The sequence below is a fragment of the Phytoactinopolyspora alkaliphila genome (assembly GCF_010550695.1).
Lineage (GTDB): Bacteria > Actinomycetota > Actinomycetes > Jiangellales > Jiangellaceae > Phytoactinopolyspora > Phytoactinopolyspora alkaliphila.
The window spans coordinates 98,514-113,847 of sequence record NZ_JAAGOB010000011.1 but is presented as its reverse complement, the minus strand read 5'-3'; the positions used below and the strand labels follow the sequence as shown (position 1 = coordinate 113,847).

Genomic DNA, 15,334 nt, shown 5'->3' with positions numbered 1-15,334 from the left:
CGAGCATGACCATCAGAAGAGTGACCACGCCAGCGCGGCTGGCCGGGGCTGTCGTGGCCGCCGCGGCGTTGCTTCTCACCGCCTGCGGAGGTGACGACGCCGACAGCTCCGACGAGGACGGCGGTGCCGCCACGCCGGGCGAGGTGGAGGAGCCGGAAGAGCCGATCACCCTGACGTTCCAGACGCTGGCCTGGCAGACCGCGTCCGTGGAAGCGAACGAGGAGATCGTGGAAGCCTGGAACGAGGAGCACCCCAACATCCAGGTGGAGTTGCTGCAGGGGGACTGGAACAACGTCAACGACCAGCTGCTGACTTCCTTCGAAGGCGGGACCGCACCGGACGTCTTCCACTACGAGTCCACCACGCTGCAAGAGTTCTCCGACCGCGGGAACGTGCTGGACCTCAACGAGTACCTGTCCGACGAGATCCGGTCCGACATCCGGGAAGGTGCCTGGGACACGGTCACCTACGACGGCGGCGTCTATGGCGTCCCGTTCCTGCAGGAGTCCCAGGTGATCTTCGCCAACGCGACGATCCTCGCGGACGAAGGCATTGAGCTGCCGACCATCGACGAGCCGTGGACGTGGGACGAGTTCGCCGACGTGGCCGGCCAGTTGACCACGGATGACCGATACGGTGTCGTCTTTCCACTGAAGTCGCCGGCCAACCGGATCCTGAATCTCTCGCGCAACTTCGGCGCCGACTTCTTCACCGATCCGGCCGGGGAGGCCACCGCGGTGTTCGGCGACGCCGAGAGCCAGGTGATCAGCCGGATCCACCAGATGATGTACGACGACGAGTCGGCCGCGCCGGACGGCGTCGGCATGTCCTCGACCGATGCGCTGCCGGCCTTCTTCGACGGTCAGTACGCGATGCTCCCGGGTGCCATCTGGCTGCGCCAGCAGCTCATCGAGCAAGGTCCGGACGGCTTCGAATGGGTGACGCTGCCGGCACTCGAGGGAGAGACTCAGGCCCAGGGCGCCGTCGCTCAGACGCTGTCCGTGTCGGCAGACACCGAGTACCCCGAGGAGGCGGTGGCGTTCACCGAGTACTTCCTCAGCGCGGAGAACCAGGTGAAGCTGGCGGCCGGCGACTGGCTGCTGCCGACCAGCCAGGAAGCGGTCACCGCGCCGGAGCTCAACGACCCGGAGACGGGCTGGGACATCGCCATCTCCACGGCCGACACGCTTGAGATCGCACCCTTCCAGCTGGTCAAGGGGTTCGAGGAGTGGAAGTCCAAGGTCGCCAACCCGGCAATGCAGGAGTACTTCAGTGACCAGATCACGCTCGACGACCTCGGTGCCCAGCTCACCGAGGAGGGCAACGGCATCTTGGAGCGCTACCACCGGTGAGTCTCTCCGAACGAGCACGCGGCTGCCTGGTGGGCCTGGCCGTCGGTGACGCCATGGGAGCACCGGCCGAGAACATGACGGCCGAGGCGATTATGGAGCGTTGGGGCCCGGTGACGGGCTTCCTCACCGACGCCCGGTCAGGCACCGACGACACCGAGTACGCGGCGTTCAGCGCACTGCTGCTGCTTCGGCACGGATCGGCGCTGACCAGTGACCACGTGGCCGACGCCTGGATCGAGCACCTGGCCGGGCGCGCGGGCGGTTTCCCGGGTGCCGGGTTCAGCGAGCTCGGCACCGTGGAGAACCTGCGGGCGGGCCTCCGCCCGCCGGCCAGTGGCGAGCACCTTCACTCGTGGAGCGACGGCCTGGCGATGCGAGCCGCGGTTCATGGGGTGTTCGCCGCCGGGGACCCGGCGGAGGCGGCCCGGCTGGCCGCCGTCGACGGCGCGGTCAGCCACGCCGGCGAGGGCGTGTACGCCGGTCAGGCGGTGGCGGCCGCCGTGGCGGCGGCGATGTCCGGCGCGGGCGTCGAGCGGGCCGTCGAGGCCGGGTTGGCCGTCGTCCCGGACTCGTCGTGGACAGCGAGCGCTCTGCGTACCGCCGTCGCGACGGGGGGAGAGGTGAGCTCGCTTCTCGACGCGTTGGTGGCCCACAGGTATCCGTGGACCGATCTCGGCCCCGAAGCGGCCGGTCTCGCATTCGGCGCCTTCGTGGCCGAGAAGGGCTCGTTCAGCGCCGTGCCGCGGGCGGTTTCGATGGGCCGTGACGCCGACACCACGGCGGCGATCGCCGGTGCGCTGGCCGGGGCGCACTGCGGATTCACCGCCATCCCGCCGGAGTGGGCGGACATCGGGCCGGTGACCGGCCGCTGCCTCGGAGAGGTCGTGGCGGGCCTGCACCTGGCAGATCTGGCAGCACAGCTCGTGGAGAGGGCGTCATGACCGACGATCACCGCAGCGTCCTGCAGAGTGAGGGTCATGGCGCTCGCTCTGCAGGACGCAACGGACGGGACGGGGCGTTGCTCGGACTCGCCATCGGCGACGCCGCCGGCTGGCCGGCCCGCCAGCATCGCTCGCAACTCCTGCCGTCCTGGACCCGGCGGCTGCGGCGCGAGCTGGACACCTTCGCGGAGACGCAGTCGGTCACGTCGCTGCCGGTGGCCTTCGCGCTGAACCAGGATCCAGGGCCGCTGCGGTTCGGGCCGAGCGACGACGCCGAGTGGGCCGCGTGGACGCTCACCTGGCTGAGGGCGGCCGGCCCGGGTCCGACCCGTGACGACGTCCACGCCGCCTGGATCGATGCCGTTGCCGCCGGGCGCCTGCCCCGCGGGAGGATCAGTGTGGCCACGGCCGCCGACGCCCTGCGTCGCGGTGCCCGGCCGCCCCGGACGGGATACGAGAATCCGCACCACTTCGACGACGCCGCGGCTGTCCGCGCCGTCGCCATCGGCGCCTGGTTCCCCTCCCCGGACGAGGCGGCCGAGGTCGCGCAGTGGGACGCCGAGGTGACCAACGCCGGCGACGGCGTCCTGGCCGCACGTGCCGTCGCCCGCACCATCGCCCGCACCATCGCTACCCCAACGGATCTGCCACGAGATGCCCTGCTGGCCGAACTGCCGGAGGCGACGCTGATCGGGCGGAACGTTCGGCGCGCGCTGACGGCTGTCGACGGCGCGGGCTCACCTGCCGAGGCGGTGCCGCTGCTCGACGAGATGGTCGACCGGGTGTACAGCTACGGTACGGCCGCCGCGCAGACGGTGGCTGTGGCGGCGGCGCTGGCCGAGGTGTCGATCCGCTGTGGTGGCCCGCCGATCGAGGCGGTCACCGCGGCTGCTTGTCTTCCGTCGCTGGCCGACAGCGCGCCGGGACTCGCCGGTGCGCTGGTGGGCGCGGTGCGCGGCGCGGGGGCGTTCCCGGAGAGCTGGACCGGCCGTTGCCGCGTCCTGGCCGGGTGTTGCGCACCGGAGCTTGCCGGTGCTGATGTCATGGAACTGATGAAAGGACACGTAGGTGAGCACTGAATCCGGGTTGGTCGACAGGTCGGTCGGATGCCTGCTGGGGGCGGCCGTCGGCGATGCCCTCGGAGGTGCGACCGAAGGCTGGTCTCCGGCCCAGATCCGGGATCGCTGGGGTGGCTGGGTCGAGGGGATCGTGCCGCCGTACTACGAAAACTGGCGCACGGCGCGGCCCATCGCTCCGTATCACAAGGGCGACGGCCACATCACCGACGACACTCTCATGATCCACCTGCTGGTGGAGGTCTACAGCCAGGCGAGATCACATCTGGGCGCCTACGACGTCGCCGAGCGGCTCGTGCCGCTGATGATCGGCAAGTCGGTGTGGATCCCCGAGCTCGAGGCGGAGGCGCTGCCTTTGCAGCGGGTGTTCCTGGCCGAGAAGTACATGGCGTTGCGGCTGCACTGGGGGCATGCCGATCCACGTGAGGCGGGTGTCGGCAATGCGGTGAACTGCGGCGCCGCGATGTATGTGGCACCGGTCGGTATCGTGAACGCGGCGGACCCCGACGCCGCTTATGCGGAGGCGATCGACATCGCCGGTGCGCACCAGTCGTCGTACGGCCGGGAGGCGGCAGGAGTGCTCGCCGCGTGCGTGGCGGAGGCTGCCCGGCACGGTGCGAGCGTGGACGATGTCGTCGCGGTGGCGCTGCGCCTGGCCAAGGACGGCACGCGCGCGGCCATCGAGGCCGTGGTAGACGCCGCGTCGGGGGCTCGGCACTGGTCGGAGGCGATCGAGTCGGGCCAGCTGCGCAAGGCGATGCGCGCCTACGACACGGTGGGTGAAGACTACCGGGACCAGGGGCTGGGTGCGCGCAGACCGAGCCGGCTGCACAGTATCGAGGAGCTGCCGGTCGCGCTGGGGATGCTGGTGATCAGTGGTGGCGAATGGCGCGACGCGGTGCTCGGCGGGGTCAACTACGGCCGTGACTCGGACTCGATCGCGTCGATGGCAGGGGCCATCGCGGGTGCCATGGGCGGGAGGGCGGCCGTTCCGCATGCCCTGGCCGACGAGGTGGCGCGGGCAAGCCGGATCGACCTGGTGGAGCCCGGTGAACGGTTGGCCCAGGTGACCATGGAGATTCGCGCCGCCGACCTGGCTCGGCGCGCAGTAGCCGACAGCCGGTTCCGGGAGCTGACCGAATGATCCGACTGACGTGGGTGCAGCCGGAAGATCTGGTGGGGCACGCCTTGCAACGCGCGGAGAACGACGATGTGGACGTCGCGGACCTGCGTGCGCGGTGGGCCGAGTCGGGCGGAGACCCTGAGCCGCGGCATACCGGTGCGTCCGACGTGCCGGCGCCGCCGGCGCTGCGCCGGCTCGGGGTGGACCTGCTCGACGAGATCGACCGCCGCCCGTCGCCCTTCGACGCGACGGAGCCCACGGACCTGGACGGGATCCGGACGCTGACGCCGGACTCGGCGACACCCGCGGAGCGGCGGCCGGTTCCGGGCGACTTCATCGACCGGGTCCACGGGGCGTGGCTGGGCCGCGCGGCGGGCTGCCTGCTGGGCAAGCCGGTGGAGAAGATCCCGCGCCGGGGCATCCGGGAGATCCTCGAGGCCACCGGAAACTGGCCGCTGGACGGCTGGTTCACCGCCCGCGGTCTGCCCTCCGACGTCGCGCGACGGTGGCCGTGGAACCGCCGTAGCGCGCCGACGAGCCTGGCGGAGAACATCGACGGCATGCCGGAGGACGACGACCTCAACTTCCCGATGCTCAACCTGTCCCTGCTCGAGGCGCATGGAGCCCGGCTGACCTCTGAGGACATCGGGGCTGCCTGGCTGGGGGAACTTCCTGCCGGGCGGGTGTTCACCGCGGAACGGGTCGCCTACCGCAACCTCCTCCTCGGCCTGACACCGCCAGAGACCGCGCGAATGCATAACCCCTTCCAGGACTGGATCGGCGCGCAGATCCGCGGCGACGTCTTCGGGTGGGTCTTCCCCGGTGACCCAGCCCGGGCAGCGGAGCTGGCCTGGCGCGACGCCGTGCTCAGCCACACCCGCAGCGGTGTGTACGGGGAGATGTTCATCGCCGCCGCGTGCGCCGCGGCGATGGTGGCCACATCAGTGGACGAGGTGATCGACGCCGGGCTGTCCGTGGTGCCTCCGGGTTCGCGGTACGCCGAGGCGGTGCGGTTCGCCCGGGAGCTGCCGGCGACGTACGCGGACTTCGAACGCGCCGTCGACGCGATCGAACGCCGGTACGGCAACCTGCACTGGGTGCACGTGCTGAACAACACGGCCCTCCTGGTGGCGGCGCTCGCCTATGGGGAAGGCGACTTCGCACACACCATCACGCTCGTGGTAAGCGGGGGCTGGGACACCGACTCGAACGGCGCCAGCGCCGGGTCACTGATCGGTGCGCTGACCGGAGCGGCAGCCCTTCCCGAGTACTGGACGGTGCCTTTGCACAACCGCGTCTCGTCGAGCCTCAACGGTTTCGACGGTATCGGTTTCGACACACTGTCCTGGCGTACGCTCACCGTCGCCCAGCGGATGGCGCTGTCATGACGCGTCCTCGTATCGCCGTGCTGGGCAGCGCGAACATGGACCTCGTCGTCACGACGCAGCGTGCTCCGGAGCGGGGCGAGACGGTCACCGGGCACGAATTCCGCACGGTGCCCGGCGGCAAGGGGGCCAACCAGGCGCTCGCGGCGGCCCGGGCGGGGGGAGACGTCACCTTCCTCGGCGCGGTGGGCGACGACGACTTCGGCCGCCGCATCAGGGACCTGCTGGAGGCCGACGGGATCGACGTGGGGGAGCTCGCCGTGGTCGCGGAGACGACCGGTACGGCGCACATCACGGTCGACGACACCGGCGACAACTCGATCGTCGTCGTGCCTGGTGCCAACGGCTGCGTCACCGCCCTGACCGACCCGCACCGGGCCGCGATACGTGCCGCAGACGCATTACTGCTGCAGCTCGAGCTACCCCTGCTGGTGGTCGCGGAGGCCGCCGCGTACGCGCATTCCGTCGGTGTGCGCACGGTGCTGACACCCGCGCCCGCGATACCTCTGGCCGGCTCGCTCCTGGAACAGGTGGACTTCCTGGTCCCGAACGAGCACGAGGCGATGATCCTGACCGGTGCCGACGACCCGCACCAGGCGGGCCGCGAGCTGGCCGAACGGTGCGCGCAGGTGGTGGTCACCCTCGGCGCCGAGGGCGCGGTGTATCTGGGGAGCGGCCGGCCAGCCCTTCAGGTGCCGGCGTTCCCGGTGGAGGTGCTCGACACCACAGCGGCCGGGGACACCTTCGTGGGCGTGCTGGCGGTGGGACTGGCCGAAGGTCTCGAGCCCGAGGCGACGCTGCGCCGGGCGGCTGCGGCGTCGGCCCTGTCCGTGCAGCGTTTCGGCGCGTCGTCGTCGATGCCTACCCGTACCGAGATTGACCATTTCCTCTCCCGCTGGGAGTCCTTCGGCACCTGGATGGAATGACATGTTCAACCCGTATGTGCCTCGCCCGATCGACCTCCCCGCCACGGTGCCCCTCGACCCCGCGGCTGACCTGTCGGTGCTCGACGAAGCGAAGATCTTCGCCGCGCCCAGCGATCCGGGCGACTGGCCGGCGTGGCGGCAGCAGCTCGCCCGCTGGCGCACCGAGGCGCGGGAGCGAGTGGGATACGACGGCGCCCGCTACGACACCGAGCGCACGGATACTTTCGTCGTGGGCCTGGTCTGGTTCTGGGACGAGCTCCTCTATGACCACGAGACGGGCCGATTCACCGTCGACGTCTACCTGGACACCGCGGAGCGCGACTTCGGCGGCTTCGACGGCGTGGTGCTCTGGCACGCATATCCGAACGAGGGGATCGACGGCCGGGACCAGTTCGACTTCTACACCGATGTGCCCGAGTTGCCGGACGTCGTCGCCGCGTTCCAGGCGCGGGGGGTGCGGGTCTTCGCCGCCTACTATCCGTGGGAGGAGAGCGAGCCCGAGCGGCTTGCCCAGGTGGTGAAATGGGTGGGCGCCGACGGCGTCTTCCTGGACAGCTCGAAGGAGGGCAGCCGCGAGGTCCGGACCATGCTCGACGAGCTGTCTCCGGGATTGTCGATGGAAGGCGAGTCCCGGCTGCCGCTGGCCAGGATCCATGACCACTCGATGTCCTGGGCGCAATGGTTCGCGGATTCCCCGGTGCCTGGCGTCCTCCGTGCCACGTGGTTCGAACGGCGGCACATGCTGCACCACACCCGGCGCTGGAACCACAGCCACCTGGAGGAGCTGCACTCGGCGTGGCTGAACGGATCCGGGATGCTGGTGTGGGAGAACGTCTTCGGCGTATGGGTGGGGTGGAGCGAGCGAGACCGGTCCATCCTGCGGGCGATGCGGCGCGTGCAGGCCAGCCATCGTGCCTGGCTCCAGAGCGAGCACTGGACGCCGCTGGCCGACCATCCCGGCGGGGACGTACCGGTGTACGCCTCCCGCTGGGAGCACGACGGCGAGACTTTGTGGACCCTGGTCAACAAGGGCGATCACTACGACGGGCCGTGGCTCGTGACCGACGTTTCAGCCGACGCCGCATTCTCCGAGGTGGCCACTGGCGCGCCGGTTCAGGTGACCACGGACGATGCCGGACGGACTGTGATCGGCGGGCCGCTCCCGGCCGGTGGGATCGCCGCGGTGGTTGCCGGCGCCCGGACCGGTGACGGCGCGAACCTGCCGACCACTCCGCTGGCCGGCGACGCGTCGTTTCCGGCCCGCGCGGCGATCCGGCGGCCGGCGCCTACCGCACCGGCCGGATCGGTACCGGAGGGGATGGCGGAGGTTCCGGGCGGCCGGTACGACCTGGTGGTGCGGCACCGCGTGCGGGAGACCGGACTGTACGGCGAGATTCCCTACGTGGATGAGTGGAAGCCGCTGCCGCCCCGTCTGCACCACACGGGAACGTTGCACCGCGTGGTGCGACTGGGCGCCGTCGCCATCGGCAGGGTCGAGGTGACCAACGCTGAATACGCGGCCTTCGTGGACGCCACCGGTTATGTCCCGATGCGGACCGAGCGGTTCCTCGAGCACTTCGCAGCCGGCTCGCCGCCTCCGGGCAGGGAACAGGAACCGGTGACCTATGTCGACCTCGACGACGCTCGCGCCTACGCCCGGTGGGCCGGGTTCCGGTTGCCCACCGAGGACGAGTGGCAGGTGGCGGGGGAATCGGGACTCCTCGAGCGCGGTGAACCGGCGGTCTGGAATCTGACCGAGAGCGAGCACGCGGACGGTCGGACCCGCTTCGTGATCCTCAAGGGTGGTGCGGCATGGCGCGCTGACGGGTCCGACTGGTATTTCGACGGCGGGCTGCGAGAGCCGGACTTCTCCGCCAAGTACCTGCGCTGTGGCGCGGGCGTGGATCGCTCACCGTCGGTGGGGTTCCGGTGCGCGGTTGATCTGCCGAGTCATCGTGCCGATGGAGGAGATCATGAGTGAGGGTCCGCTCACGGGCATCCGAGTGGTGGACGCGTCGACGCTGTTCGCCGGGCCGCTGACGGCGATGCACCTGGGCGATATGGGTGCCGACGTCGTCAAGGTGGAGCATCCGCGCCGGCCGGACCCCGCACGCGGGCACGGTGCGGCGAAGGACGGCCACAATCTGTGGTCCAAGACCCTCGGGCGGAACAAGCGGGCGATGACGCTCGACCTGTCATCGGAGGCCGGACAGGCCGTCTTCGTGCGCCTGGCCGCCTGGGCCGACGTCGTCGTCGAGAACTTCCGTCCCGACACCCTGGAGAGGTGGAACCTCGGCTATGACCGGCTGTCGGCGGAGAATCCGGGCCTGGTGCTGGCCCGGCTGACGGGCTTCGGGCAAGTGGGGCCGTATCGGCGCCGGCCGGGCTTCGGCACGCTGGCCGAAGCGATGAGCGGGTTCGCGGCGATGACCGGGGAGCCTGACGGGCCGCCCACGCTGCCGCCCTTCGGGCTGGCCGACGGTATCGCCTCGCTGGCGGCCGCGTACGCCGTGATGACGGCTCTGCACGCGCGGCACCGGACCGGGCGGGGACAGGTGGTGGATCTCGCCATCGTCGAACCGATCCTGGCCATGCTGGGACCGCAGTTGACACAGTGGGATCAGCTCGGGACCGTGCAGCCACGGACCGGGAACCGATCGGTCAACAACGCGCCGCGCAACACCTACCGCTGTGCCGATGGCCGCTGGGTGGCGGTCTCGACCAGCTCGCAGAACATCGCTGAACGGGTGATGCGGCTGGTAGGCCGACCCGACGTGATCGACCAGCCATGGTTCGCCACCGGAACCGGCCGGGTGGAGCATGCCGACGAGCTGGACGGCGCGGTGGCGTCCTGGGTGGCGGAGCGGAGCCGGGACGAGGTGGTGGCGGCATTCGAGAAGGCCGAGGCGGCCGTGGCGCCGATCTACGATGCCTCGGACATCGCTGCCGACCCTCAGTTCGACGCTCTCGGCACCATTCAGCACGTCGACGACCCGGATCTGGGCAGGATGGCGATGCAGAACGTGCTCTTCCGGCTCTCCGAGACACCCGGCCAGATCCGCTTCACCGGGCGCGCGCACGGCGCCGACACGGCTGGGGTCCTGGCCGAGCTCGGCTACGGTGCAGCCGAGATCGCCGCGTTTCGGACGGCGGGTACGGTATGACGCGGATCGCGCTGACCTATCTCTATGTGCCCGCCGACCGGCCCGACCGGGCGCGCAAAGCGTTGGCCGGCGAAGCCGACACCGTCATCCTCGATCTGGAGGATGCCGTCGCGCCGGTGGCCAAGGATGAGGCCCGGGCTTCTGTGCCGGTGCTGGTCTCCGAGTTCCCCGGTCGGGACATGCAGGTGCGGGTCAATGGCATGGGCACGGCCTGGGCGGCGCGGGACTTGGCGATGGTGGCGGATCTGCCGGCGCACGTGGGTGTGCGGCTTCCCATGGTCACGGCCCCGGCGGATGTCGAGTCCGCGGTGCAGGCGGCGCCCGGCCGGGCGATCCACGCGCTCATCGAGACCGCGGCGGGCATCGAGGCGGCGGGTGACATCGCGCGCACCGTCGGCGTGGCCTCCCTTGGCATCGGCGAGGCCGATCTCGCCTCGGATCTCGGAGTCGGAGTCGACGACGCGCTCACCTGGTGCCGGCAGCGGGTGGTGGTCGCGGCCCGGGCGGCTGGACTGCCCGCTCCCGCCGCCGCCGTCTACCCGAACGTGCACGACCTCGACGGGCTGGCGACCACGACGCGGGAGGCTCGCCGGTGGGGATTCGTGGGCCGGGCGGCGATCCATCCCCGGCAGCTACCGGTGATCGTGGCGGCGTACGCACCCGAACCGGAGGAGGTCGAGCGCGCCCGCGAGGTCCTCCATAGCGTCGAGAGCGCTCAGGCCGGCGGTTCCGGGACGTCGGTGCTGCCCGATGGAAGCTTCCTCGACGTCGCGATGGTGGAGCGAGCCCGCCGCGTGATGGCGCTGCACGAACGGACCAGATCGATCTCCGCGGCTGACCCGTAGAGGTCAGCTGTCGTCACGCCGGTGGAAGACTTCCCGGGTGAGCGCCTGCACGCCGCGGTACGGCTCACTGGGATGGCAATGAATGATGAGGGGCATGGACGTGCTGCTTGGTCTCGACGTCGGGACCACCAACTGCAAAGCGATGGTCATGAGCGTGGACGGCCGGTGCTTGGGACTCGGCTCGGTGCCGACGCCGTGGACACGCGTGGCCACTGGGGCGGAGGCGCCGGCCGCGGACCTGCTCGACGCAGTGCTTGGCGCGGCCTCGGACGCCCTCGATCAGGCGGGTGTGACGGGACGTGTCCTGGGCGTCGGCGTGACCGGCCTGGCCGAGGCGGGTGTGCTCTTGGGCAGGGACGGTCAGCCGGTCGCTCCGGTGATCGCGTGGTACGACACTCGCGGCGGTGAGCATGCCGGCGAGCTGTCCGCGGCCATGGGAGCGAGGGCGTTCTCGTCGATCACCGGTCTCAAGCTCACCGACCGGCCCAGCATCTTCAAGTACCGCTGGATGGTGCGCGATCTCGGCATTGGTGGCATGGGCACGCGGTGGCTCAGTGTGCCCGAGTGGGTGGCACACGCCTTGGGTGCCGACCAGTTGAGTGAGGCCTCGCTGGCCGGCCGCACCGGGATGTTCGACGTGATCGGCGGCCGGCACTCTGCGCCCATGCTGGAGTGGGCCGGCGCGCCGCCGGACCTCCTCGCAGACCTGGCGGTCGCGGGCGAGGCGTTCGGATACGCCGGCCCGGACACTGGTGCGCTGGCGGGCGCCGCCATCACCGTGGCGGGTCATGACCACGTCGCGGCCGGAGTTGGTCTCGGCGCCACCGGGCCCGGTGACCTGCTCGACTCGTGCGGCACGAGCGAGGCGCTGATCAGGACCCTGCGGTCCGGCCTCACCCCGGATGCGGTCGCTGACGCCGTGGACCGCGGTGTGAGCGTGGGCCGGCACATGTTTCCGGACACCTGGCAGATCATGACCGGCATCCGCTCCGGGCTGGGGCTGTGGCGCTTTCTCAAGCTCATGCGAGTGACCCCGGACGACCTTCCGCGCCTCGACACAGAGGCGCTGACCGTCGAGCCGGGCCCGGCCAGCCCCGTCGTGGAGGACATCTGGACCGAGCTCGCGACCCTGCGCAACATCGGCTACGAACCGGAACCGGCTCAGATCTGGCGTGCGGCGGTCGAGGCCGTCCAGCTCCGGGCCGTCCAGGTCAAAGACCTCCTGGAGTCCATGGCCGGGCCGACGCGACGGATCGTGGCCACCGGAGGCGGGCTGAACAGCGAGGCGGTGCGGGTGCTGAAGCGACGGATACTCGGCGAGTTCGAGATGCCGGACGTGCCGGAGGCCGGAGCCCGCGGTGCTGCCGTCTTCGCGGCGGTGGCGGCCGGCGTGGCCGACCGCCCGGAGATGCTCGCCCCAGTCGCGTGACGTCTGGTCAATTTGTCTCACCACACGCTGCGTTATTGCATCGTGACTGAAAGTTGGCGTCCAGGGGTTCCCTTTGTGACCGCTGCACCGTATTTTTCCGCCTACGTGCCTCTTCGGGCGGAACATCTTCGCGCGTCGGGCACGGGCCAACAGGTCTAGGACTAGGAGAGGCAAGTGACGCGTCCACGACGACGACCCGGCCGAGCCGCCGCGATCCGGCGGGCCGGCATGGTGACGGTGGCAGGTGCGGGAATGATAGCGGCGACGGTGATGCCGTTCGGTGCCGCGTCGGCCGGCGAAACGGACAACGGCTTTCTGGGATCAGCCAGCGATCTGGCAGAGGTGACCGCTTCGGGCGGCGAGCTGGTCCATGAGCCCTCGGGCTCGTGGTTCATCGAGCTGACCGAGGAGCCGGCGGTGCGGGGTGGGCAGCGTGCGCAGCTCCGCCAGCAGCGCGCCCGCTTGCTCGCCGACGCCGCAGAGCTCGACGCCGACGTCGACGTGCGCTACACCTACGACCGCCTCTGGAACGGTATCTCGGTGGACGCGTCCGAGGCCGACATCGCGCGGATCCGCGGTTCGCGCGAGGTGGCGGCCGTGTACCCGGTGGCTACGGTGCAGGCGCCTGAGCCGCAGGACACCGTCAGCCCGGCCATGGAGAGCGCGCTGGGCATGACCGGCGCTGACGTGGCACAGAGCGAACTCGGCCTGGACGGCGCCGGTCTTCGAGTCGCCGTGATCGACTCCGGAATCGACTATGACCACCCGGACTTCGGGGGGAGCGGTATCGACGGTGGCACTGACTTCCCCACCGGCCGGGTGCCCTACGGGTATGACTTCGTGGGCGACGCGTACAACGCCGACTCGTCGTCCCCGGCTTACAATCCCGTGCCGGCACCCGACGACGACCCTGACGACTGTGGTGGCCATGGCACCCATGTGGCCGGCATCGTCGGTGCGGACGGCGACACCACCGCTGGCGGTGTGCGAGGTGTCGCGCCGGCTGCCGAGCTCGGCGCCTACCGCGTCTTCGGGTGCGACGGCTCCACCACCGCGGACATCATCCTGGCCGCACTTGAGATGGCGCATGCCGACGGCATGGATGTGGTGAACATGAGCCTGGGCGCCGGCTTCGCCACCTGGCCGCAGTATCCGACAGCGGCGGCCAGCGACGCGCTGGTCGACGAGGGTGTGGTCGTGGTCGCGTCGATCGGCAACAGCGGTGCGTCCGGCACGTGGTCCGCGGGTGCGCCGGGAGTGGGCGAGAAGGTCATCGGCGTCGCGTCCTTCGACAACGTCCGGTACGACGCGCGGGCGTTCACCGCGTCTCCCGACGACCGGCCGTTCCCGTACAGTCCCGCGACCGGTGCGCCCGAACCCCCGGCGGATGGCAGCCTGCCGATGTCCCGGACAGGAACCACGGACTCGCCGACGGACGCGTGCACCGCCGAGGGACCGCTGCCCGACCTGACTGGTACGGCCGCGTTGATCCGGCGGGGTGAGTGCCCGTTCCACGAGAAGGCTGTCAATGCGCAGAACGCGGGAGCCGAGGCCGTCGTGCTGTACAACAACGTGCCGGGAAGCTTCGCGCCGACAGTGGCGGGCGAACCGGCCGTGACCATCCCGGTGGTCGCCGTCTCCCAGGCCGACGGGCATGAGCTCGACGCTCGTATTGCGGCCGGTGACACCACGCTCACCTGGACCGAGGAGACCGTCACCGTGGAGAACCCCACGGGCGGGCTCATTTCTTCGTTCAGTTCTTACGGGATGACCGCGGAGCTCGACCTCAAGCCGGACCTGGGTGCGCCCGGTGGGCTGATCCGCTCCACCTATCCGCTGGAGGAAGGCGGCTACGGTCTCCTCTCCGGGACGTCGATGTCCTCGCCGCACGTGGCCGGAGCTGTGGCCCTGCTTCTGCAGGCGCGCCCCGATCTCGAGCCGGGGCAGGTGCGCGACCTCCTGCAGAATCACGCTGTGCCGGCGGACTGGTCGCTGATTCCGGATTCCGGCTACATCGAGCCGGTTCACCGGCAAGGGGCCGGCATGCTGGCAATCGACACCGCCATCCTGGCCGACACGTCTCTTACGCCCGGCAAGCTGTCGCTCGGCGAGAGCGAGAACGGCCCCGTCACCACGAGCGTGACCGTGCGCAACGACGGCGACGCCGATGTCGTGTACGAGCTCTCGCACGTCGACGCCATCACCACCGCCGACGAGCCGAACGACCCCGGCTTCTACCTGGGTGGTGCGTCTGTCGAGTTCGCCGTCGAGTCGCTGACGGTCCCGGCCGGCGGCGAAGCGGCCGTGGAGGTCACCATCACCGCCCCGGACGGGCCGGAGTTCGGTCAGTACGGTGGCTATCTGCTGCTCACGCCGGAGGACGGCGACACACTGCGGGTGCCGTTCGCCGGTCTGGTCGGGGACTACCAGTCGCTGACGGTTCTGACCGGCGCTGGCGCAGGGCTTCCCGCCCTCGCCGCGGTGACCCAGTGCGACCGGTTCGTGGGCAACGACTGCACGATGAACGGCGTCTTCGGGTTACTGCCCGACGGTGCGTCGTTCGGTATGAGCGGTCCCGACGACATGCCGGCCATCCTGGTGCACCGTGAATACCCGGTTGAGAAGCTCACCCTGGAGCTGTTCAAGGCGCGCAAGGACGGCTCGGCCGGAGCGCCGTTCGGCGGTAAGAACAACAACACCGTGCTGGAGCTGGACTACCTCGGCCGTAGCGGCACGGCCACGGGCTTCAACGCCTACGTGTGGGACGGCACCCGCTCGGTGGGTCGGCGCGGGGTCTCGCTGAACGTTCCTGACGGGGACTACGTTCTGCGCCTGACCGTGGTGAAGCCGCTGGGCGACCCGGAGAACCCGGACCACGTGGAGACCTGGGACTCGCCAGTGATCACCGTGGACCGCGGCTGACGTCTGGAGTTTGGTCACCTGATCGTCGATTTGTCCTCTGATCGTCACCGGTGGTGGCGATCAGAGGACAAATGCCGCGATGAACGCCCGGTTATGCCCCCTGACCTCGTCTCAGATGGTGGACGCTAGACGATCAGGTGACCAAACGGCACCTGGCTATCCATTTCCCTC

11 protein-coding genes are annotated in these 15,334 nt (G+C 70.2%); all 11 read left to right on the top strand.

Translation table 11 applies throughout. The annotated features are described in order from the left end of the window. Window positions 1-5 precede the first annotated feature (5 nt). The 11 genes from G1H11_RS19115 (at window position 6) to G1H11_RS26620 (ending at window position 15,163) form a co-directional block, all read left to right on the top strand. Entirely contained in the window at window positions 6-1,352 is a 1,347-nt protein-coding gene (locus tag G1H11_RS19115; protein ID WP_163820193.1) for an ABC transporter substrate-binding protein, read from the top strand. Then, window positions 1,349-2,293 carry an ADP-ribosylglycohydrolase family protein gene (locus tag G1H11_RS19110; RefSeq protein WP_216843927.1) on the top strand — a complete coding sequence of 315 codons (945 nt, stop codon included), beginning with the start codon at window positions 1,349-1,351 and terminating at the stop codon, window positions 2,291-2,293. The genes G1H11_RS19115 and G1H11_RS19110 overlap by 4 nt, the downstream gene beginning before the upstream one ends. After that, window positions 2,290-3,372 carry an ADP-ribosylglycohydrolase family protein gene (locus G1H11_RS19105; protein ID WP_163820192.1) on the top strand — a complete coding sequence of 361 codons (1,083 nt, stop codon included), beginning with the start codon at window positions 2,290-2,292 and terminating at the stop codon, window positions 3,370-3,372. The genes G1H11_RS19110 and G1H11_RS19105 overlap by 4 nt, the downstream gene beginning before the upstream one ends. Continuing rightward, a complete protein-coding gene (locus G1H11_RS19100; protein ID WP_163820191.1) occupies window positions 3,362-4,513 on the top strand; it encodes an ADP-ribosylglycohydrolase family protein in 1,152 nt (383 codons plus the stop codon). Before G1H11_RS19105 ends, G1H11_RS19100 begins: the two co-directional genes overlap by 11 nt. Further along, window positions 4,510-5,880, top strand: a complete 1,371-nt coding sequence (locus G1H11_RS19095; protein WP_163820190.1) for an ADP-ribosylglycohydrolase family protein — start codon at window positions 4,510-4,512, stop codon at window positions 5,878-5,880. The genes G1H11_RS19100 and G1H11_RS19095 overlap by 4 nt, the downstream gene beginning before the upstream one ends. Further along, window positions 5,877-6,803, top strand: a complete 927-nt coding sequence (gene rbsK / locus G1H11_RS19090; RefSeq protein ID WP_163820189.1) for a ribokinase — start codon at window positions 5,877-5,879, stop codon at window positions 6,801-6,803. Before G1H11_RS19095 ends, rbsK begins: the two co-directional genes overlap by 4 nt. Window position 6,804: 1 nt before the next feature. Next, window positions 6,805-8,784, top strand: coding sequence for a formylglycine-generating enzyme family protein (locus G1H11_RS19085; RefSeq protein ID WP_163820188.1), 1,980 nt, complete (start codon window positions 6,805-6,807; stop codon window positions 8,782-8,784). Next, the gene (locus tag G1H11_RS19080) at window positions 8,777-9,967 is read left to right on the top strand and encodes a CaiB/BaiF CoA transferase family protein (protein ID WP_216843926.1); all 1,191 of its coding nucleotides are present in this window, start codon (window positions 8,777-8,779) and stop codon (window positions 9,965-9,967) included. Before G1H11_RS19085 ends, G1H11_RS19080 begins: the two co-directional genes overlap by 8 nt. Then, a complete protein-coding gene (locus tag G1H11_RS19075) occupies window positions 9,964-10,812 on the top strand; it encodes an HpcH/HpaI aldolase/citrate lyase family protein (RefSeq protein WP_163820186.1) in 849 nt (282 codons plus the stop codon). Before G1H11_RS19080 ends, G1H11_RS19075 begins: the two co-directional genes overlap by 4 nt. Window positions 10,813-10,906: 94 nt before the next feature. Next, complete coding sequence (locus G1H11_RS19070) at window positions 10,907-12,241, top strand: FGGY-family carbohydrate kinase (RefSeq protein WP_163820185.1); 1,335 nt, start codon at window positions 10,907-10,909, stop codon at window positions 12,239-12,241. Window positions 12,242-12,415: 174 nt separating this feature from the next. Next, window positions 12,416-15,163, top strand: coding sequence for a S8 family serine peptidase (locus G1H11_RS26620; protein WP_216843925.1), 2,748 nt, complete (start codon window positions 12,416-12,418; stop codon window positions 15,161-15,163). The last annotated feature ends 171 nt before the right edge of the window (window positions 15,164-15,334 follow it).